General features: G+C 43.6%; 18 protein-coding genes and 9 tRNA genes. 20 read left to right on the forward strand and 7 right to left on the reverse strand.

The genetic code is table 11. The features are described from left to right. The first annotated feature begins 84 nt into the window (after positions 1-84). The 17 genes from NP165_RS01995 to luxS all read left to right on the forward strand — a co-directional run bounded on the left by NP165_RS01995 (position 85) and on the right by luxS (position 11,945). Positions 85-177 (forward strand) — tRNA-Ser (locus tag NP165_RS01995). Between the two features lie 62 nt (positions 178-239). Continuing rightward, positions 240-316: transfer RNA gene (locus tag NP165_RS02000), tRNA-Arg, on the forward strand. Positions 317-341: 25 nt separating this feature from the next. After that, positions 342-434: transfer RNA gene (locus NP165_RS02005), tRNA-Ser, on the forward strand. 67 nt (positions 435-501) lie between these two features. Then, positions 502-578: transfer RNA gene (locus tag NP165_RS02010), tRNA-Arg, on the forward strand. A gap of 50 nt (positions 579-628) precedes the next feature. Next, positions 629-705, forward strand: a tRNA-Arg gene (locus NP165_RS02015). Positions 706-754: 49 nt separating this feature from the next. Further along, positions 755-831, forward strand: a tRNA-Arg gene (locus tag NP165_RS02020). A gap of 54 nt (positions 832-885) precedes the next feature. Next, positions 886-962, forward strand: a tRNA-Arg gene (locus NP165_RS02025). Between the two features lie 49 nt (positions 963-1,011). Further along, positions 1,012-1,088: transfer RNA gene (locus NP165_RS02030), tRNA-Arg, on the forward strand. A 442-nt stretch (positions 1,089-1,530) separates the two neighbouring features. Further along, the gene (locus tag NP165_RS02035) at positions 1,531-1,788 is read left to right on the forward strand and encodes an oxaloacetate decarboxylase subunit gamma (protein WP_257084683.1); all 258 of its coding nucleotides are present in this window, start codon (positions 1,531-1,533) and stop codon (positions 1,786-1,788) included. Between the two features lie 33 nt (positions 1,789-1,821). Continuing rightward, on the forward strand, positions 1,822-3,600 hold the full coding sequence (oadA, locus tag NP165_RS02040) for a sodium-extruding oxaloacetate decarboxylase subunit alpha (RefSeq protein WP_257084684.1): 1,779 nt from the start codon (positions 1,822-1,824) through the stop codon (positions 3,598-3,600). Positions 3,601-3,609: 9 nt separating this feature from the next. Beyond that, the gene (locus NP165_RS02045; protein WP_257084685.1) at positions 3,610-4,740 is read left to right on the forward strand and encodes a sodium ion-translocating decarboxylase subunit beta; all 1,131 of its coding nucleotides are present in this window, start codon (positions 3,610-3,612) and stop codon (positions 4,738-4,740) included. Between the two features lie 101 nt (positions 4,741-4,841). Then, entirely contained in the window at positions 4,842-5,792 is a 951-nt protein-coding gene (locus NP165_RS02050) for an NADP-dependent oxidoreductase (protein ID WP_257084686.1), read from the forward strand. Then, on the forward strand, positions 5,786-6,247 hold the full coding sequence (locus NP165_RS02055; RefSeq protein WP_257084687.1) for a YqaA family protein: 462 nt from the start codon (positions 5,786-5,788) through the stop codon (positions 6,245-6,247). The genes NP165_RS02050 and NP165_RS02055 overlap by 7 nt, the downstream gene beginning before the upstream one ends. Before the next feature lie 9 nt (positions 6,248-6,256). Beyond that, complete coding sequence (locus NP165_RS02060; RefSeq protein WP_257084688.1) at positions 6,257-9,115, forward strand: M16 family metallopeptidase; 2,859 nt, start codon at positions 6,257-6,259, stop codon at positions 9,113-9,115. Positions 9,116-9,223: 108 nt separating this feature from the next. After that, positions 9,224-10,792, forward strand: coding sequence for a glutamate--cysteine ligase (gene gshA, locus NP165_RS02065; RefSeq protein ID WP_257084689.1), 1,569 nt, complete (start codon positions 9,224-9,226; stop codon positions 10,790-10,792). Positions 10,793-10,802: 10 nt separating this feature from the next. Next, positions 10,803-11,402 (forward strand): transglycosylase SLT domain-containing protein, encoded by a 600-nt coding sequence (locus NP165_RS02070; protein WP_257084690.1) that lies wholly within the window; start codon positions 10,803-10,805, stop codon positions 11,400-11,402. Between the two features lie 24 nt (positions 11,403-11,426). Continuing rightward, entirely contained in the window at positions 11,427-11,945 is a 519-nt protein-coding gene (luxS, locus tag NP165_RS02075) for an S-ribosylhomocysteine lyase (protein ID WP_257084691.1), read from the forward strand. 47 nt (positions 11,946-11,992) lie between these two features. On the opposite strand, the gene NP165_RS02080 is transcribed toward luxS, so the two are convergent. Continuing rightward, positions 11,993-12,469, reverse strand: coding sequence for an RDD family protein (locus NP165_RS02080; RefSeq protein ID WP_257084692.1), 477 nt, complete (start codon positions 12,467-12,469; stop codon positions 11,993-11,995). Between the two features lie 167 nt (positions 12,470-12,636). Next, complete coding sequence (locus NP165_RS02085; RefSeq protein ID WP_257084693.1) at positions 12,637-13,905, reverse strand: DUF2254 domain-containing protein; 1,269 nt, start codon at positions 13,903-13,905, stop codon at positions 12,637-12,639. 208 nt (positions 13,906-14,113) lie between these two features. Between NP165_RS02085 and NP165_RS02090 the strand changes: the two genes are divergently transcribed. After that, positions 14,114-14,198: transfer RNA gene (locus tag NP165_RS02090), tRNA-Leu, on the forward strand. A gap of 114 nt (positions 14,199-14,312) precedes the next feature. Here the strand turns inward: NP165_RS02090 and NP165_RS02095 are convergent. After that, positions 14,313-14,564, reverse strand: a complete 252-nt coding sequence (locus NP165_RS02095) for a GlsB/YeaQ/YmgE family stress response membrane protein (protein WP_257084694.1) — start codon at positions 14,562-14,564, stop codon at positions 14,313-14,315. A 211-nt stretch (positions 14,565-14,775) separates the two neighbouring features. Here NP165_RS02095 and NP165_RS02100 point away from each other — a divergent pair, with 211 nt between their 5' ends. After that, the gene (locus NP165_RS02100) at positions 14,776-15,414 is read left to right on the forward strand and encodes a helix-turn-helix transcriptional regulator (RefSeq protein WP_257084695.1); all 639 of its coding nucleotides are present in this window, start codon (positions 14,776-14,778) and stop codon (positions 15,412-15,414) included. Between the two features lie 182 nt (positions 15,415-15,596). Next, complete coding sequence (locus tag NP165_RS02105) at positions 15,597-16,592, forward strand: transporter (RefSeq protein WP_257084696.1); 996 nt, start codon at positions 15,597-15,599, stop codon at positions 16,590-16,592. Positions 16,593-16,598: 6 nt separating this feature from the next. Here NP165_RS02105 and NP165_RS02110 read toward each other — a convergent pair whose 3' ends face one another. Genes NP165_RS02110 through NP165_RS02125 form a run of 4 tightly spaced genes read right to left on the reverse strand, consistent with a single transcriptional unit; the run spans position 16,599 to position 18,811 of the window. Then, positions 16,599-17,129, reverse strand: coding sequence for a hypothetical protein (locus tag NP165_RS02110; RefSeq protein ID WP_257084697.1), 531 nt, complete (start codon positions 17,127-17,129; stop codon positions 16,599-16,601). Between the two features lie 26 nt (positions 17,130-17,155). Beyond that, on the reverse strand, positions 17,156-17,833 hold the full coding sequence (locus tag NP165_RS02115; RefSeq protein ID WP_257084698.1) for a C39 family peptidase: 678 nt from the start codon (positions 17,831-17,833) through the stop codon (positions 17,156-17,158). Positions 17,834-17,835: 2 nt separating this feature from the next. Continuing rightward, positions 17,836-18,162, reverse strand: a complete 327-nt coding sequence (locus NP165_RS02120) for a carbon storage regulator (protein ID WP_257084699.1) — start codon at positions 18,160-18,162, stop codon at positions 17,836-17,838. 25 nt (positions 18,163-18,187) lie between these two features. Continuing rightward, complete coding sequence (locus NP165_RS02125) at positions 18,188-18,811, reverse strand: hypothetical protein (RefSeq protein WP_257084700.1); 624 nt, start codon at positions 18,809-18,811, stop codon at positions 18,188-18,190. Between the last annotated feature and the right edge of the window lie 789 nt (positions 18,812-19,600).

Below are 19,600 nucleotides of genomic sequence, written 5' to 3' on the forward strand. Positions count from 1 at the left end.
AACGGTTGAGTGATTTTTTGCTATTTTTGCCAAGAAAGTGTTTGACATATTTTTGGTAAATCGTAATATGTGCCTCCGCAAGACGGTGAGGTGGCCGAGAGGCTGAAGGCGCTCCCCTGCTAAGGGAGTATACGGTTTGTAGCCGTATCGAGGGTTCGAATCCCTCCTTCACCGCCATTCTTGCAACGCTCTTCGGAGCATCGCTTAAAACACTTTCCTTGTGAAAGAAAAAGCATTGCGCGTCCTTAGCTCAGCTGGATAGAGTACCTGGCTACGAACCAGGCGGTCGGAGGTTCGAATCCTCCAGGACGCGCCATAATTTCCTTACCAGGGAATAAAACGGTGAGGTGGCCGAGAGGCTGAAGGCGCTCCCCTGCTAAGGGAGTATACGGTTTGTAGCCGTATCGAGGGTTCGAATCCCTCCCTCACCGCCATTAATTGGCCTTTGGTCAATTTTTTTGTTTTAAACGAAATAAATTGTGATATACTTCACAACCTTGCGCGCTCGTAGCTCAGCTGGATAGAGTACCTGGCTACGAACCAGGCGGTCGGAGGTTCGAATCCTCCCGAGCGCGCCATTCTTTAGGTCATAGACCTGATATTGACTTTTGTTGATATCGAAACCCGTGCGTCCTTAGCTCAGCTGGATAGAGTACCTGGCTACGAACCAGGCGGTCGGAGGTTCGAATCCTCCAGGACGCGCCACTCTTTAGGTCATAGACCTGATATTGACTTTGTTAATATCGAAAACTGCGCGCTCGTAGCTCAGCTGGATAGAGTACCTGGCTACGAACCAGGCGGTCGGAGGTTCGAATCCTCCCGAGCGCGCCATTCTTCAAGGGACATTAGTTCCTGATATTGACGATTGTTGATATCAAAACCCGTGCGTCCTTAGCTCAGCTGGATAGAGTACCTGGCTACGAACCAGGCGGTCGGAGGTTCGAATCCTCCAGGACGCGCCACTCTTTAGGTCATAGACCTGATATTGACTCTGTTAATATCAAAAACTGCGCGCTCGTAGCTCAGCTGGATAGAGTACCTGGCTACGAACCAGGCGGTCGGAGGTTCGAATCCTCCCGAGCGCGCCATTATTGGAAAGCCCTGCTAGAAATAGCAGGGCTTTTTTGTTAACTTTTATTTATCATTATGATAACCCAGAATCTACAACTTAATGTTACTTAAAGACTTTTTCCAGAAACATTAAGCCTATCGCAATAACACCTCAACTTTTCTAATAGTGTCTAGAAAACAGCAGTTATTTATCCTTGTATGCACTTGTATTTCAGAGTTATGTGACATCTGATACGTAATCAGCCCTAGATATGTGCAATATGGCCAGACTGCTTTAAACAAAATTGACAAAGTTTAACCAATCGAGATAATCCTAGTTCTCTTGTCGGGATTAATATGTTCTTCCTGATGCAAGAAAAACAGCATATAACTGATGTAGTTGAACTCTTTTCATATGAATATAGCGCAATGAGTGACTTGCTGAAGAAGTTGTCAGGATGACAAAGAAAGGATACTAAAATGGAAAATGTTGGAAGCCTGCTAGTAGATGCAGCGACGTTAATGCTTACGGGCATGGCTGTTGTATTTACATTCCTAACTATTCTCGTCTATCTGATTCGGCTGATGTCAAAATTGGTACCTGAAGAAGTACCAGAGCCGATCGTTCCCCCAAAACAAAATAATAAAGTACAACCCAACTCTTCTGTTGTTAGCCCGAAGGTAGTGGCGGCGATTTCCGCTGCAGTACATCAATATCGTACCTCTACCGCTAAGTAGCAAATGAAATGGATTTAAAAGGAGTTAATGAGCATGTCTAAACCACTAGCTTTAACCGATGTGGTTCTTCGTGACGCCCATCAGTCGTTGTTCGCAACCCGTATGCGTCTTGAAGATATGTTACCTATCGCAGCTGAGCTCGATAAAGTAGGATACTGGTCACTAGAAACTTGGGGCGGCGCGACGTTCGATGCGTGTATCCGTTTCCTAGGTGAAGACCCATGGGAGCGCCTACGCGAGCTTAAAAAGGCGATGCCGAATACCCCAATGCAAATGCTACTGCGCGGTCAGAATCTTTTAGGTTACCGTCATTATGCTGATGACGTAGTAGAGAAGTTTGTCGAGCGTGCACATGCGAATGGGATGGATGTTTTCCGTATCTTCGATGCGATGAACGATGTACGCAACTTTGAAAAAGCGGTAAAAGCTGCGGTTGACGTTGGTGCTCATGCACAGGGCACTCTCTCTTACACCACGAGCCCAGTACATAACACCGATACTTGGGTTGATTTAGCAAAACGCCTTGAAGACCTGGGTTGCCACTCTTTATGTATTAAAGATATGTCGGGCCTATTGAAGCCATACGAAGCGGAAGAACTGATCACTCGCATCAAATCTTCTACAGATATTCCTCTGGCGCTTCACTGCCATGCAACAACCGGTCTATCGACTGCGACTGCGGTAAAAGCAGTAGAAGCGGGCGTTGATATCCTTGATACTGCGATTTCTTCAATGAGCTGTACTTACGGCCATACCCCAACCGAAACTGTTGTGGCGATGCTGCAAGGTACAGAGCGCGATACCAACCTGAATTTAGATCAACTTGAGCCTATTGCAGCTTACTTCCGTGAAGTACGTAAAAAATACGCTAAGTTTGAAGGTCAGTTAAAAGGTGTCGATTCTCGTATTCTTATCGCACAAGTACCGGGCGGTATGCTAACCAACATGGAAAGCCAGCTTAAAGAGCAAGGCGCAGCAGATCGTATCGATGAGGTACTGGAAGAGATCCCACGCGTACGTAAAGACTTAGGTTACATCCCACTTGTTACTCCAACGTCTCAGATTGTTGGTACTCAGGCGGTAATCAACGTATTGACTGGTGAGCGTTATAAGAGCATCACCAAAGAAACCGCAGGTGTGCTAAAAGGTGAATACGGTATGGCGCCTGCAGAAGTGAATGCCGAGCTGCAAGCGAAAGTTTTGGAGGGCGCAGATCCGATCACTTGCCGTCCTGCGGATCTTTTGACGGCTGAGCTAGATACGTTAACTGAAGAACTACTGTCAAAAGCGAAGGAAGAAGGTATTTCCTTAGCTGAAGATACTGTTGATGATGTACTGACTTACGCACTATTCCCACAAGTTGGTCTTAAATTCCTGAAAAACCGTCGTAACCCTGAAGCGTTCGAACCTGCACCGGGTAAAGAAGAAGCAGCACCTGTTGCTGTTGCTCAACCTGCGCAAGGTGGTATCGAAACTTATAGCGTTAAAGTTGATGGCCAAGTTTACGATGTTGAAGTAGGTCCTCAAGGTCAATTGACCTCGGTTTCTCCAGCTAAATCAAGCCAACCACAAGCGACTCCAGCAGCGCCAGCGGGTGACTCTGAAACCGTTCCTGCACCACTCGCAGGCAATATCTTTAAGGTACATGTGCAAAGCGGTGTTCAAGTGGAAGAAGGCGATGTGCTTCTGATCCTTGAAGCGATGAAGATGGAAACGGAAGTTCGCGCATCGCGAGGTGGCGTAGTCCTAGATCTTCATGTTAAAGAGGGTGACGCCGTGACAGTTGGTGCTCCGCTACTTAGTCTTGCGTAAGGGAGTATCATGGACGGATTAATGACCCTTTGGGCAGAAACAGGGATCGCGAATTTCGAATTTGGCCAAATCTGTATGATTTTGGTTGGCTGTTTATTGCTGTTTTTGGCCATTCGTAAGGGCTTTGAGCCTTTACTTCTGTTGCCTATTGGCTTCGGTGCGATTTTAGCGAACATTCCTAATGCTGGCTTTACTGAGCCTGGTGGTCTGCTGTACTACGTCTACTATGTGGGGATTGAATCAGGTATTTTCCCTCTGCTCATTTTTATGGGCGTTGGAGCAATGACTGACTTTGGTGCTCTGATCGCGAATCCAAAAACCCTTTGGTTAGGTGCGGCAGCGCAGTTTGGTATCTTTGCTACGCTATTCGGCGCGATTTTGCTTAACTATGTTCCGGGCATGGAGTTCTCAATGGCCGATGCAGCATCGATCGCTATTATCGGTGGTGCAGATGGCCCAACAGCAATTTTCCTTGCTAGCCAGTTATCTCCAGACCTGTTGGGTGCAATCGCGGTAGCCGCATACAGCTACATGGCATTAGTGCCGATTATCCAACCACCTATCATGAAAGCACTGACCTCTCCTGAAGAGCGTAAAATTCAGATGGCGCAGCTGCGTCATGTAGGTAAGGCGGAGAAGATTCTTTTCCCTCTAGCAGTGTTGGTAATGACGATTCTGTTTTTGCCTGCGGCAACGCCTCTGGTTGGTATGTTCTGTTTAGGTAACCTCATGCGCGAAGCAGGTGTGGTGGATCGCTTGTCGAAAACTGCACAAAATGAGCTGATCAATATCGTCACTATCTTCTTGGGTCTAGGTGTAGGTTCAAAGCTACAAGCGGATGAGTTCTTAAACGTAGAAACGTTAGGTATTTTAGCTCTGGGTGCGGTGGCATTCAGTATTGGTACGGCAGGTGGCGTATTGATGGCGAAACTACTGAATAAGTTCTCTAAAGAAGACATTAACCCATTGATCGGTGCTGCAGGGGTCTCTGCAGTACCAATGGCGGCGCGAGTAGTGAATAAGGTAGGTTTGGACGCAAACCCACAAAACTTCCTACTCATGCACGCTATGGGGCCAAACGTGGCAGGTGTACTTGGTTCAGCGGTAGCTGCAGGCATTTTGTTAGCTCTAGTAAATTAATGGTTAATTTGAGAGTAAGTTGTTAACTTGACTGAAAGAATTGATATATATTCAAGGGGATGCTTGTGCATCCCTTTTTTTATCGATAGGGAAAAGTAGAAATGGAAAACAAACAAATCGTAATCACTCAGTTTGGCGAACCTGACGTTCTGGCTATTCAGTCTACGGAGATTCCAGAGCCTAAAGACGGTGAAGTACTTGTAAAAGTGGCGTTTGCAGGTGTAAACCCTATCGATGTCAAAACGAGAGCAGGCCTTGGATGGGCAGCGTCTCAGAACAAAGACAATTTACCTTGGGTTCCAGGCTATGACATTTCTGGAGAGGTCGTGAGTCGTGGCTCAAACGCCAAAAGATTTTCCGTTGGTGATAATGTAGCAGGCTTTATTGGTTTTCCATTGCAAGGCGGCGGTTACAGTCAATACGTGTGCGTGCCAGAAATTGAACTTAGCCTAGTGCCTGATTCAGTGACACTTGAAGCGGCTGCTGCGCTCCCACTTGCAGGCCAAACCGCTGTACAGGCGCTTGATAAAGCAGGAGTTAAAGAAGGGCAACGTGTACTCATTTTAGCTGGTGCCGGTGGTGTTGGGCATATCGCCGTACAGGTTGCGGTAACAGCAAAGGCAGATGTCTTTACGACGTGTAGTGGTGAGAATTTAGATTACATGGCTTCTCTGGGAGCACATGCGGTAAATTATAAATTTGCACCTGTATCTGAGCGTGTTGAGGAAGCCGATGTGTTGATCGATCTCGTCGGTGGAGATGCCGCACTGGACGCGCTTAACTGTTTAAAAGATGGTGCAAAAGTTGTCACCGTTCCCACATTAAGTGCAGAACTCATTTGTGAAAAATCGAAACTCCTAGGATATGACGCAACAGGCATGTTAGTCGATCCAAACCCTCAGCAACTCGATTCTCTATTCTATATGGTCAGTGTTGGTTTATTAAAAACAGAAATTTTTAAAGTCTACCCAATGGACAAGGTTGTAGATGCTCACAAACAAATCGAGACTGGGCACACAAGGGGTAAAGTGCTGCTTAATATGCAATGTTAGAAGCATTTAACGCAGCCTTTGAGAGTGCGGCTTTATGGTTTTCTGATTCCGCTCACTGGGTATTGTTTATCACAGGGTTTCTTAGTGCAACGCTACTCCCTGGAGGATCCGAAGCGGGATTGATTGCTACACTTAGGCTAGATCAATACTCCGTGTTCACCATTATTGTGGTAGCTACTCTGGGTAATACCTTGGGTGGCATCACTAATTATGGCATTGGTCGGTGGTTACCTAATCGAACTCAAGACGAAAAACATGGTCATAAAGCCATCCAGTGGCTGACGAAATATGGCTATTGGTCTCTATTTTTCAGTTGGTTACCTGTTATTGGTGATCCACTTTGTCTGGCGGCAGGTTGGCTTCGTATGAAATTTTGGCCTTGTTTATGGTTGGTCCTAATCGGAAAAGCCTTTAGATACAGCTTACTTGCCGCGATTTATTTTGGTTTTTTCTAAGGATATGTCATGAGAAAAATATGGCTCGGTGCGTTTTCTCTCGTTGCTCTCTATGGTTGTTCGAACAGCAATCTTTCTCCCGCGTCTTTATTCTCTGGTTTGCCTGATGGCGTTACTTTGATTGACGAAGTCAAAGAACAGCCCGGCAAAGCTATGATTCCATACTCTAAATACAAACTGGACAATGGCCTAACGGTTGTGCTCTCTCCCGATAACTCGGATCCGCTAGTACATGTTGATGTGACTTATCATGTTGGCTCTGCAAGAGAAGAAATTGGTAAGTCAGGCTTCGCCCATTTCTTCGAACACATGATGTTCCAAGGCAGTGAGCACGTTGGCGATCAACAGCATTTCAAATTGATCACAGAGGCTGGTGGCACATTGAATGGCACCACGAATCGCGATCGTACTAACTACTTTGAAACGGTTCCTTCGAATCAGCTAGAAAAAATGCTCTGGCTAGAATCAGACAGAATGGGATTCTTGCTGAATGCTGTTTCCCAAAGAAAGTTTGAAATTCAGAGAGATACCGTTAAGAACGAACGAGCTCAAAATTACGATAACCGCCCATACGGATTAATGTGGGAAAAAATGAGCGAAGCCATGTATCCAGAAGGGCATCCTTATTCCTGGCAAACGATCGGTTATGTAGAGGATCTTGATCGCGTTGACGTTAATGATTTAAAGGCATTTTTCCTCCGTTGGTATGGACCGAATAATGCGGTGTTAACGATCGGTGGTGATATCGATGTTGATCAAACACTGGAGTGGGTGAACAAATATTTCGGTACTATCCCTACAGGTCCAGAAGTAGAGAAAGCGTCAAAGCAGCCTGCTGTACTACCAAAAGATCGATACATCACACTGGAAGACAGAATTCAGCAGCCAATGGTGATGATTGGTTGGCCGACAACTTATCGTGGGGAAGAAACCCAAGCGTCACTTGATGCTTTAGCCAAAATTTTCGGCAGCGGCACGAATAGCTTGTTGTACCAAAAGTTAGTGAAAACTCAAAAGGCTGTAGATGCTGGCGCGTTTCACGATTGTGCGGAACTCGCATGTAACTTCTACGTATATGCGATGGCGCCTTCAGGAGAACAAGGCAAGCTACCACCTCTGTATCAAGAAATGATGCAAGTAATGAGTGACTTTGAAGCCAAAGGTGTGGAGCAAGAGAGGCTCGATCAAATCACAGGCTTAGCTGAAGCGGGCGCAGTGTTTGCTTTGCAGAGTGTGAGAGGCAAAGTCACGCAGTTGGCATCAAATCAAACGTTTTATGATCAACCAGATCGATTACAGATAAAGCTTGAGCAAATCCGTGCGGTGTCACCAGACTCTGTAATGAAAGCGTATAACGATTACTTGAACGGCCATAAGAAAGTAACGCTCAGCGTTGTTTCAAAAGGAAAGACTGATTTTGCTGTCGCGCCTGCGAACTTTAAAACACCTAAGCGCACATTACCTGAATATGTAAAAACGACAGAAGCGGACCTGCAATACCGTCATCCAGAAGACAGCTTTGACCGCTCTGAGGTGCCAAAAGTGGCGCAAGCGGTTAAAGCCGAAATGCCACCGTTATACAAAATGTATTTTGATAATGGAGCCGAGCTACTGGGCGCTGTAAGTGCAGAAACCCCAACGGTTGAGATCGATATTCTTTTACCAGCAGGTGAGCGTTATGTTGAAGAGGGCCAAGAAGGTCTGGCAAATTTAACTGCCGCAATGATGCAGGAAGGTACGTTAGAATCCAGTGTTGAACAGCTGCAAGCTAAGCTGGATAAGCTCGGCAGTGCCGTATCTGTGAATGCAGAAAACTACACGACTACTATCACCATCTCCAGTTTAAAGAAGAACTTGACCGAAACGCTCGCCATAGCAGAAGAAATTCTATTTAAGCCAGCCTTTAAGTCCTCTGACTTTGAGCGAAATAAAAAACAGATGCTGGAAGGCGTTGTATATCAGCATCAAAAACCAGGCTGGTTAGCATCTCAAGCAACAAGACAAGTTTTGTTCTCGGGGTCGGTTTATCAACGCTCCAGTGATGGGACAGAGGAGTCGATTACAGGCTTAACGCTGGATGACGTTAAAGAATTCTACCGCAAACATTACACCCCTCAAAGTGCGCAAATTGTCGTCGTTGGTGATATTTCTGAGCTTCAAGTAAAGAAAGAACTGGCCTTTATGGAAGGATGGAAAGGTGAGGTCGCGCCTATGTTACATCCTCAACTGGTTCAAGAGCTTTCAGAGCGCAAAGTCTATTTAGTTGATAAACCCGATGCACCTCAAAGCATTGTGCGCTTTGTGCGTCAGGGACTGCCTTTTGACGCGACAGGTGAATCATTTCTGACGCAATTGGCCAATTTCAACTTGGCAGGAAACTTCAACAGCCGCATCAACCTTAATCTACGTGAAGACAAAGGTTATACCTATGGAGCCAGAGGGTATCTCGCAAATAACCGCGAAGTAGGGGCGATTGTTTTCTCTGCTCAGGTTAGAGCGGATGTTACTTTGGAGTCGATCAAAGAGATTGAATCTGAGTTAGAAGCATTCAGTAAACAAGGAATGACAGATAGCGAAATGAAATTTTTACGCTTGGCGGTCGGTCAACAAGATGCTCTAAAATACGAAACACCATCTCAGAAAGCCTCGCTTATCAGCAGTATTCTTGCTTATAGCTTGGATGAAGATTACCTTAAGCAGCGTAATAAAATTGTCGATGAAGTAAGTAAAGCGACACTTGATCAAACGGCGGCTAAGTGGTTTGTACCGGGAGACTATCAAATCATTGTGGTTGGAGATGCAAAAAGTCTAAAACCTCAATTAGAAAGTTTGCAAATCCCCGTAGAAGAGCTTGAAATCATCCGTTAGAGTACACATTAATAAAACAACGTAAAAGAGTGATGAGAGTCACTCTTTATTAATCTATTTAGCCTGGCTTGGCTTTCGCTGAGCCATTGACATAAGCGAACCACCGTTTTGACTGAATTTGCTGCGCGACTTGAGCGAGTTGCACAAAACCCAGAAGTATTTAAATCCTTTGGTCGTGGTGTAGAGCGCGAAACTCTGCGCTATCAACCGGATGGGAATCTTGCAACGACGCCTCATCCAACTGGACTTGGCTCGGCATACTCGAACAATTGGATTACAACGGACTTCTCAGAGTCTTTACTGGAGTTCATTACTCCGGTATCTCAAGAGATAGGTACACTTAAAGCGCAATTGGAAGATATCCATCACTTTACTCAAACAAAACTGGGTGAAGAAAAAATGTGGCCACTTTCAATGCCTTGCTATGTAGGTAGCGAAGACGATATCAACCTAGCTCAGTACGGCACATCCAATTCAGGCAAAATGAAAACGCTTTACCGCGAAGGTTTGAAGCGTCGATATGGTAGCCTGATGCAAATTATTTCAGGTGTACACTTCAATTTTTCGTTCCCTGAATCTTTTTGGGATCAGTTATACGGAGAACAATCCGAGCAGGAGCGTCAGGATACTAAGTCAGAAGCGTACTTTGGCTTGATTCGTAACTATTATCGTTTTGGCTGGTTGATCCCGTATCTGTTTGGTGCGTCGCCGGCTTTATGCTCTTCCTTTATTCAGGGCAGAGACACAAAGCTACCGTTTGAGAAAATTGGTGGAACGCTTTATTTACCTTTTGCGACGTCGCTTCGACTGAGTGATCTTGGCTACACCAATAGCGCTCAGAGTGTATTGAAAATTGGTTTTAATAGCCTAGATGAGTACTTAAGCGGTCTTAATAACGCGATTCGCACGCCTTCCGAAGAGTTCGCCGAGATCGGAGTTAAGGTAGATGGTGAATACCGCCAGCTAAACAGCAATGTTCTGCAGATTGAAAACGAACTTTATGCCCCTATTCGTCCGAAACGTGTCGCGAAATCTGGTGAAAAGCCATCAGAAGCGTTAGCGCGTGGAGGTGTGGAATACATTGAAGTCCGTTCACTTGATGTAAACCCATATAGCTCAGTTGGTATAAATGAAGATCAGATTCGTTTCTTGGATCTTTTCTTGGCTTGGACCGCATTAAGCGATTCAGAACCGATGGATGTTTGTGAGCAAGCGTGCTGGCGAGAAAATTGGAACAAAGTCATTGTCGAAGGTCGTAAGCCGGGCTTGGAATTACAAATTGGATGTAAAGGCGAAATTCTGACTCTGCAAGATTGGGCGAAACGCGTTTTTGTCGAACTTGTTCAAATTGCAGAAAAAATGGATGAAGCCAATGGAAATGAACAGTACCAACAAGTGTGCTTTAAATTACTTTCTTGGATTGATCATCCAGAGCAAACCATCTCTGGGCAGTTGTTAGAAGATACAAAACGTCTGGGTGGCTTAGGTAAAGTAGGGTGTGAGTTTGGTAAGCACTACCGTGAACAACATCTAAATCATCAATACAAAACTTACAGTGATGAAGTTATGGAAGCAGAAGCTCGTCGATCGGTGCAAGCTCAAGCTGACATTGAAGCATCTGATTCACTTAACTTTGATGACTTTCTTGATGAATATTTCTCCTATCTAAAAGCATAAAGGGTAGAGAGTGACAAGGACGTTAACGGTTACATTTATTACGGTGCTGCTCGGCGGTTGCGCGACAGCACCACCTAAAAACCAGTCAAACGTGTGTGAAATCTTTCGTGAAAAATCAGATTGGTATGGTGATGCGAAAGAGATGCAGGAAGACTGGGGGACGCCGATCCAAGTCGCAATGGCATTTGTGAAACAAGAAAGTGCTTTTCGCCACGATGCTCGTCCACCTAAAAATTATGTATTGGGCTTCATTCCATGGGGACGAATCAGCAGCGCCTATGGGTACGCTCAGGCTCAAGATGCGGCATGGGAAGATTTTCAAAAAGCCACGGATCATGGTGGCTCTCGAACGAATTTTTCTGACTCGCTCGCATTTATTGGGTGGTATACCAATGAAACGAGTAAACAGTTGGGGATCTCCAAGTGGGATCCTTACAATCAGTATTTAGCCTATCATGAGGGGAGAGGTGGCTATAAGCGTAAAACCTATCAGTCAAAACCCTCACTAATTAGAGTTGCTCGTAAAGTCGATCAGCAAGCAAAGGATTATGGTTGGCAACTAAAACAGTGCCGACAAGAACTGGAAGAGAACCAAAGCTGGTGGTTTTAAAGCCAGCTGGCAAGGAGAGGGATAATGCCGTTATTAGATAGCTTTACCGTTGATCACACTCGCATGAATGCACCTGCGGTACGTGTGGCAAAAACGATGACTACACCAAAAGGTGATACGATCACCGTCTTTGATTTGCGCTTTACGGCTCCAAATAAAGATATACTTTCAGAAAAAGGTATCCACACGTTGGAACACCTATATGCTGGCTTTATGCGTAAACACTTAAACGGAGACAGTGTTGAGATTATCGATATCTCACCTATGGGCTGCCGTACAGGTTTTTACATGAGCTTAATTGGTACACCTTCGGAAGCGCAGGTCGCGGAATCGTGGCTTGCTGCAATGCACGACGTGTTAAAGGTTGAAAGTCAGGATCAGATTCCAGAATTGAATGAATATCAATGCGGAACAGCCGCAATGCATTCCTTAGATGAAGCCAAGCAAATTGCTCAGAATATTATTGATGCTGGCATTAGCGTCAATAAGAACGATGAGTTGGCACTACCTGAAGAAATGTTGAAAGAGTTGCGTGTAGACTAATCCAGATTGAATAAAACGAAAGAGGAAGGCATTTGCCTTCCTCTTTTTTATCTCGCTTTTGGTAAAACAACTACTTGAGTTTTCGCCCAGATATCGTGGAATCCACGCTTTTTAGGGTCGAAAGGTACAGTGAGGTTAGCGAGTCCGAATCCAGATGTCGCCAAACGAATGAGAGCTTGAGTCGCTGAAATTGGCGAGCCATCAGTGCTTCGGACTTGAATCTTCCAAGCTCGCATACCCAAAGTTTGGCCAGCGCGAGTCCAGAAAAAGACAAAGAAATATACCCATACCGCGGCTAGATAAAGTGTATAAACAGGGCTCCATATTGGGTGATTGGTTAGCAAGTCGCTAACATCTGCATACGGCGCGACACTGAAAAAACCCATCGCCATAAGTGCATGTAAAACAGCAATAACAACACCGGCTGCCATCATTTCTATCGCAATGACAATAAGGCAATCGTAAAAAAGCGCTCCAAGGCGGCGCATCAAGCCTGCTGGTGGCAGAGAATTTGTCGGTGACATAACGGTTACTTACCCAATTTTAAGAAGGCGTCAGAATAAAGCTTCGCTCAGCCGATGAAAAGAGACCTTGCGCACAGCTTGTAAATCGGTCGACATTTTATCACAAACAGGGAGTTTTTCAGGTTTTGAAAACAATACGGAATAGGTCTCAAACTGTTTTATTCTTTTCAAGAATGCGCTTTTTGATCATTAACCTTATGAGCAAGCTGAGAAAGTTGGTGCTTTTCATCTTCGGTGTAATGTTGAGTTAGCGCGAGTTCTAATGCCTTCTCTGAAAGTTTGATTGCGGGTGAAGTAAACTCCTCGGGGTGCATGCTCGACAAAGCCAACAACGCTTTTTGTAGGCGCACCTGCACTTGGAATTGGGCTGCACCATCGTGCGCTATCGGCAAAAACACATCATCAAATAAGTCTTGGCAGTTTAATGCAGGAACAAACAGCCTTGGAAAATGGGGCTTAGCTGGCCGTTGGCCGATTAGCTCACCCCAAAGTGAAAGTGCCCGTACAGAACGTCCAATTACATCAATGGCAGTGCCGTTATCGTTCACCGCAGGCGATAGGGCCCTTGAAGCGATTTCTGCTAGCACTACCAAGCCAAAACGAGGATCTTGATCGTATGTTCGTTCGGTTCGGATCGTGAAAGCAACGATAACATCACTCTCTTTGGCCAGCTCACCACAAACCCAAGCGAGTGGTTGGCTAAGGTATACAAAACTCCCCGGCTGACGTTCAATATAGATAGTGCACTGGTTAGCTTCGGCAATGCTATCAAGATGATGCATATCAACATGTTGTAAGTATCCAATCTCTTGACTGAAAATGGGTTTACTCCCGCGAGGTTTGTGTTCCGGATGACTCCATGGGTGAGCCCCAAGCCAAGGATCTTTGCCACGTTTTCGAATCGCACCTAACAAGGCTTTTTCCACATTAGAGGTCGTTTCACTGACTCTTCCAAGAACTGACAGGTGCTGAATCCAGCGCAGTAGGGTCAGGATGATCATCACGATCACGACCATGGTGACAAGGAATAAGTAGATGCGAGCCTGCTCGTGGTAGGCACCAATCCCAAGAGCGATAATCCCTACAAGGCTGAACATAAACGAGCCGATAAATGTCGCTAGTGCGTTTTGCGTTGTGCTGTCTTCCATTAACAGTTTGGTCGCTCTTGGCGTTACCCCTGCGCTAGCTGCGCTGTACGCTGAGACCATGATATTCAGAGAAAAGGTGGTCACCGCTAACATCGATGTTGCGAGAATATTTAATATGTTATCCAGCAGTTCATTGCTGACGTTGAGTGCAGGAGGCAGAGTGATGAATTTGTTCAAAACTATGGATATCAGAGCGGTAACAACCGCAAGCAAAGCGTAGAGTGAAGTACGGACCCACAGTTTGCGTGTCATTTGTTTTAACAACCACTGCCACTTAGATCCCGTCATGCATGCGTTCCTATCTTCAGTACAGGGAAAGTAGGTAGACAAACTAGAAAGCTATTATTGTTAAAGCATAGATTAAATAGCCTAAACTTTACTTTGTTTTAGTTTGTGGCTAAATTATCAGCAAACAATTGGTATTTCAGACTTTTGCACTTGCGCGAATCGCGTTGTTACGTATAATGCCAAACATCAAAGGACATCAGTCCAAGATGCCGGTGTGGTGAAATTGGTATACACGACGGATTCAAAATCCGTTGCCTTCGGGCGTGGCGGTTCAAGTCCGCCCACCGGTACCATACATAGAAAGGTCGCTTTTATAGCGGCCTTTCGTCGTTTTGGGTACGATCCTGTGATAATTAGCTGAATTTAATTTGTTAGCTATTTCCTTTTACTGATTGGTTACTTATTGCTTATCCTTTTATAAAACGGTTGTACAAAAACAGAAGGATAAAAGCCCCCAGCGTTGCGGTAATAATACTGCCTACATTCACGCCATTAGCACCCCCGAAACCAAGAAAACTACCAATAAACCCACCCACAAAGGCACCTGCAATACCCAGTAGCATTGTTGCAATCCAGCCACCACCATCTTTACCTGGCATTATCCATTTTGCCAATGCCCCTGCTATTAAACCAAGAATGATCCATGAAATTATACCCATGTGTTCTCCTTACGTTGTACCAAACAACATATAAAGAATAGCTAAGGATTAGTACGCCACCGAGGTTAACTTTCTAAAGTCTTAGAGGTGGAGCCGTGTTTTATTACTTTTGAGACTGAAAGGGTAATTAAGTCTTTTATCATCTATGAGCTCAATCTTGGCATAGACTTATTCGTATGCGTTTGTGTCGCTATGGAGAAGTGGGGGTAGGATGAGCAGTCAAGTTCTTGTGATTTTGGCAGATCAAAACCTAAGTAGTAGCCTTATAAAGCAGCAGTTGTCTTCTCTACAACAGCTCACTGTTTATGTTTGTACAGCTAGTGAGTTAGTAAAGCTAAGCCGAGAAGTGGTGGTCGATTTAATTTTAGTTGACTATCAACACATGGTGGACATGGATAAAGCCTGTCAATTACCGAACTTTGAAGTTCTGGGGCTGGACCTGCTTTTTCATAATGTTCCGGATACCAGTTTTAAAGAAGAGTTTGTAAATAGCCCTGCACTGAAAGGGTTGTTGTTTCAAGATGTGCCTATTGAGCACCTGACGAGAAGTGTGAAGCATATACTCAATGGTGGGTTGTGGTTACCTAGAAGTTGGATGGAAAAAATGATTTTATGCTTTAGGGAATTGGGGGTTTATAAAAATTTTAGCTATAACTTACTTACAAGTAGAGAGCGCCAAATCTTAGATTTACTCTCTCAGGGGAAATCAAACAAAGTAATGGCAGAGCAACTTTTTTTGTCAGAAAGTACGATAAAGACTCACGTATACAAGCTGTATAAAAAGCTTGATGTTCACCGTAGGCAAGATGCGATTACCTTGTTAAAAAATGGCATAAGAAGTGCCAAATAATGGATTCTATTAGTGATTCAAAGCATCTATCTGGTGATGGCATTCGGTTCCTCGAATAAGAGAGGTTAGAGTTTGGTCGTTATGCTTTAGTCACTTGCAACGATTTTGAGTTGTGCGTCTTTGGCCGTGGTGGGAGCGTATAGCTTCTGTCTACAAATAACTGAATCGAAAGGGAGCTTTATATGTTAAGGAAAGCAAAAATATTATGCTCACTCGCGACTTTATGCCTGTCCACTAATGTTGTCGCCGAAGAAGAGACTGAGGTAGCAAAACGTCCTCAAACGGTACAAGATGTCATTGTGCGCTCAGGAGTACTGACACCCAAAGGTCAAGTCGCGTTTGATGCGTCAGTCAGTTTTACACAAAACTCTTCAAACAAAGTGGCGGTTGTGGGTTATACAGTCTTACCCGCTCTTTTAGTGGGTCGGATAGAGGTGTCAGACTCAGATCGAACCACGATGACAGCAAGTTTATCAATGCGTTATGGATTAAGGGATGACACGGAGCTTGAGGTTAGGTGGCCATATGTATATAGATCGGATCAAATAACGACGCGTCCGATAGAAGATGGATCAGAATCTGAGACGATTAATACATCGAAAAGCGGTGGTGGGATGGGGGATATTGAATTTGCCCTAAGACATCAACTCAATTTTGAGACTACACCCTATTGGATTGCTGGTTTAACGTTGAAGTCAGCGTATGGTAAATCACCATATGAGATTGATATTAATGAAACGGACAATACTTATGAAGAAATCCCGACAGGTTCAGGTTTTTGGAGTATTGAACCTGCTATCTCGATGTTGTATCCAACCGATCCCGCCGTTATATTTTTAAGTTTCAGTTACATATACAACTTCAAAGACAGTGTTAATGTTAACGGGGAAAGTACAGATATTGATTTGGGAGACACCATTTCTTTGGGTGCAGGCGTAGGCTTTGCACTTAATCCAGATCTTTCTCTATCAATGGGATTTGGTCACAGAACTATCCTGGATAGTAAAATTAATGGTGAAAAACCCGAAGATTCTAAACTGCTTCATTTAGACACATTGAACTTTGGTGTTAACTACGCGTTTAGTCCTACCAGTTCGATTAGTATAAATGCGCAAGCGGGCTTAACCGAAGATAGCCCGGATTTTCAATTGACCGTGAGAGTACCGTTTAGTATTTGATGAACACTAATGGAAGTTTGAAAGTATGGAGTCTTCAAGCTTCTTATTTGCCTGCATTTGTTTGATGACTGTACTGACATTCGCATCGATATTTAGAGCGGTACTTAAATTGATGACCTTATTGTTTAAGGTGTTTTGAATAACATGTGTGATAGAGTTTTCACCGATTAATGCTTCTGCGGTGTTAGTGTTTGAGTGAATACTATTCCCTGATCCCACTTGTATTACATTGGCGATTGAATGTGCTTCTTCTGAAAGAACAGAAGCTCCTCGGATATCTCCGTTTTTTATTTGAAGATTTGCAATTTGAGTATTGAAAATCATCATACCGTCAATACTCGCAGTAATGCTCAATCCAATATTAACTATGTAATCTTCACTGATCATAAAGCCCCCTCGGTAAGATGAGAGCATTTCATCTGGTAGAGGATGCTGTTCTATCAAATGGGTTAAGTTGCTTGAACGATACCCGTCAGCTTGCACCGTAGCTGACGAGAAGAGCAGCAGCAACCCACTTACTAAGGTTGTATATTTCATATCCCACCATTCCTATAGCGCAAGCGCTAATACTCTCCTGCTTGAGGAAGCGTTATACTGAATAAGCCAAGAGAATCTCTACTAACCCCTGCATCCAGAGGAGAGCTCGTATAAAGTGAAAAATCATCGCTAGTTATAAAGTGGGTTCGGGCTATATGGGCTTGGTTACGTACCAATAAAACAACATTCTCATAATAGTGATTAAATTCTTCATGAGTCATTGTTATGGTTCCCCTAGATGGATCACCAATAATGACGGAATCAGAATTTATTCCTTTAATGACAACAAAGTGCATATAACCATCGAAATTAACTAAGGTTATACCCGGTACACCAATTTTTTTAATTGTGGCCAAATCCATGTTAAACCCATCGGCTTTTAAGCCAATAGAAACTAGGTAATTTTTCATATCCAGTAATGAGAAACCCTCTTTCTCAATGAGTGCTTTGTTACCTTTTTCAAACATAATGTGAAAAATAGCTTCTTCTGTCGAAGGGGTTTCATAGTGATAGGTAAGCAACGAAGCTAGCGCAGCTGAACCACAGCTAAAATCATATTGCTGACGAAGCACATCACCAAACTGTATTTCTTTGACACTTTTAACTGGAACCGATAATTGCCCCCGGCTTGGAAAAAAGTCCAAAGAGTGGGCGGATGCTGAAACTGCCAACATCGCCCAAATTAAGTTACGAACAATTTTCATAATTATTTAAGTGTCAGGTTAAGGACCGTTGAGTTCTGTATAAGCACATTGTTACCGGAGTTTTGGATGACACTATTTACCCCAGTGATACCCGTGAGTGCGCCTGACGAAATAATATTATCACCAGTCATTGAATAATCTCCTACCGAGCCATTGGATATCATCCCATGCTGGTCGGAGTCAGCTATCATGACTGACTTGCTGATATATTTGCCTCCTCTGGAACTGTCCAAAGCAGCTTCAGACAATTCCAGATCGGTCATAGCAATATCATCGGCACTAGCGGATAGCGCAGCCATCGCACTCAACGTGAGTAGTGCAATACGCATTGCTTTCTCCTACTTTGCTAATAAGTTATTTCGTATTAATAGAAACACTTTGTTGAGCAAGTGCATTACCACCCACGTTTTGGGCAATAGATGTAATACCTGCTGCACCGTTAGCACCGGTTAAAGTGTTAGTGTTTGTCACAGTCACACCACTACAACAATCATCACCACCTCGATCACCGCCTTTACGTCCGCGTGGTTGATAGCTCATACCTTTACTACTACCACCAGACGAATAGCTAACCGATACATCGCTTAGTTTGCCTTTCACACTACTTTTCGCGATCATTTTGTCTGTTAAGATTTTAGTCGTAATCCATTTCTGCTCATTCGACCAGTCAAAATCTAAATCTTTACTGTTATCGGTATATTTAAATGTTTTATTGTGTGAATTAGTGTCGTTGTATGAGTCGTTGTCAGATTTATCGACATCAAGATCAACACTTTTATCGATATCAACATCTAAATCAAAGTTATGAGAGTTTTTATCGTTGTGTTGGAAGCTATCATCAACGTCCACGTCTAGACCGCCACCTCCACGATGACCACCACTGTTCGCTAATACAGCACCAGAAGCAAACAACGAACAAATTAACAATGCAATAGTAGTTTGTTTCACTTGCATGATCTTATCTCCATGTATATCCATGTGTATCCATGTTTATTCATAATTTACGTTGCCTGAATAGAGCTTTTATTTATCAGGCAAAGTGAGTATAGGAATTCTTGGTGGTTGTAATGTCTCGGAATTAAGACGTTAGAATTTGTTAGGGAGTATTTAGGGGGATAACAAGGGAATTAGCCCTTTTTTTTATAGCTAAGCACAACAAATACAATAAGTTAATGCTTTTTTTTTATGTGAGTATGAGCAGAGTATGAATGTGATAAATAATTTAGTTTTAGGAAGTGCTAGGATATTTAAAGTCAGATTAATACTTTACTGGTTATGGGTATATAGTCGTTTGTTTTTAAAGGATGTTAAGGTTTTTCTAAGTAGGGTGGTAAATGTTGGTTTTTTAATATTTTCTATAGCGTTTCTAGTAAGGTTTAATATTGACTATTAAGGGGCTAAGTTTTCACGTAATTTTTAATGGTTGTCTTTCTCGTGGATTTATTGTTTTCTATTCTTATTTTTAACATTGGCTGGTTTTATTTCATAGGTTGCTAATTAATGAATGAAATACTACTTGTGGACTATGTGCTTTTGTTTTGTTTGATGCTGTTTTTATGTGTTAATACATAAAGATATGCTCGAAGAGTACAAGGAAATGATTCTTGGTTATAAGTTTTTTAGGTAAAAATCATTGCAATAAGTTCCTTTGATAGTGAGTATGTTATGAATGTTGTTTGTTTTTAAGCCTATGATATGTACAAGTGGGTGTGTTGTTGAATTAGTGTAATTTGATCCATAACTCATAATTCGTCATCTTTGATGAAC

Origin of the sequence: Vibrio japonicus, from assembly GCF_024582835.1 — a bacterium.
In the GTDB taxonomy this organism is placed as follows: Bacteria; Pseudomonadota; Gammaproteobacteria; order Enterobacterales; family Vibrionaceae; genus Vibrio; species Vibrio japonicus.

Bases quoted from the DNA above. Each gene is read 5' to 3' on its own strand.
- NP165_RS02035 (WP_257084683.1), top strand. From the start codon at position 1,531: ATGGAAAATGTTGGAAGCCTGCTAGTAGATGCAGCGACGTTAATGCTT.
- oadA (WP_257084684.1), top strand. From the start codon at position 1,822: ATGTCTAAACCACTAGCTTTAACCGATGTGGTTCTTCGTGACGCCCAT.
- NP165_RS02045 (WP_257084685.1), top strand. From the start codon at position 3,610: ATGGACGGATTAATGACCCTTTGGGCAGAAACAGGGATCGCGAATTTC.
- NP165_RS02050 (WP_257084686.1), top strand. From the start codon at position 4,842: ATGGAAAACAAACAAATCGTAATCACTCAGTTTGGCGAACCTGACGTT.
- NP165_RS02055 (WP_257084687.1), top strand. From the start codon at position 5,786: ATGTTAGAAGCATTTAACGCAGCCTTTGAGAGTGCGGCTTTATGGTTT.
- NP165_RS02060 (WP_257084688.1), top strand. From the start codon at position 6,257: ATGAGAAAAATATGGCTCGGTGCGTTTTCTCTCGTTGCTCTCTATGGT.
- luxS (WP_257084691.1), top strand. From the start codon at position 11,427: ATGCCGTTATTAGATAGCTTTACCGTTGATCACACTCGCATGAATGCA.
- NP165_RS02080 (WP_257084692.1), bottom strand. From the start codon at position 12,469: ATGTCACCGACAAATTCTCTGCCACCAGCAGGCTTGATGCGCCGCCTT.
- NP165_RS02085 (WP_257084693.1), bottom strand. From the start codon at position 13,905: ATGACGGGATCTAAGTGGCAGTGGTTGTTAAAACAAATGACACGCAAA.
- NP165_RS02095 (WP_257084694.1), bottom strand. From the start codon at position 14,564: ATGGGTATAATTTCATGGATCATTCTTGGTTTAATAGCAGGGGCATTG.
- NP165_RS02100 (WP_257084695.1), top strand. From the start codon at position 14,776: ATGAGCAGTCAAGTTCTTGTGATTTTGGCAGATCAAAACCTAAGTAGT.
- NP165_RS02105 (WP_257084696.1), top strand. From the start codon at position 15,597: ATGTTAAGGAAAGCAAAAATATTATGCTCACTCGCGACTTTATGCCTG.
- NP165_RS02110 (WP_257084697.1), bottom strand. From the start codon at position 17,129: ATGAAATATACAACCTTAGTAAGTGGGTTGCTGCTGCTCTTCTCGTCA.
- NP165_RS02115 (WP_257084698.1), bottom strand. From the start codon at position 17,833: ATGAAAATTGTTCGTAACTTAATTTGGGCGATGTTGGCAGTTTCAGCA.
- NP165_RS02120 (WP_257084699.1), bottom strand. From the start codon at position 18,162: ATGCGTATTGCACTACTCACGTTGAGTGCGATGGCTGCGCTATCCGCT.
- NP165_RS02125 (WP_257084700.1), bottom strand. From the start codon at position 18,811: ATGGATATACATGGAGATAAGATCATGCAAGTGAAACAAACTACTATT.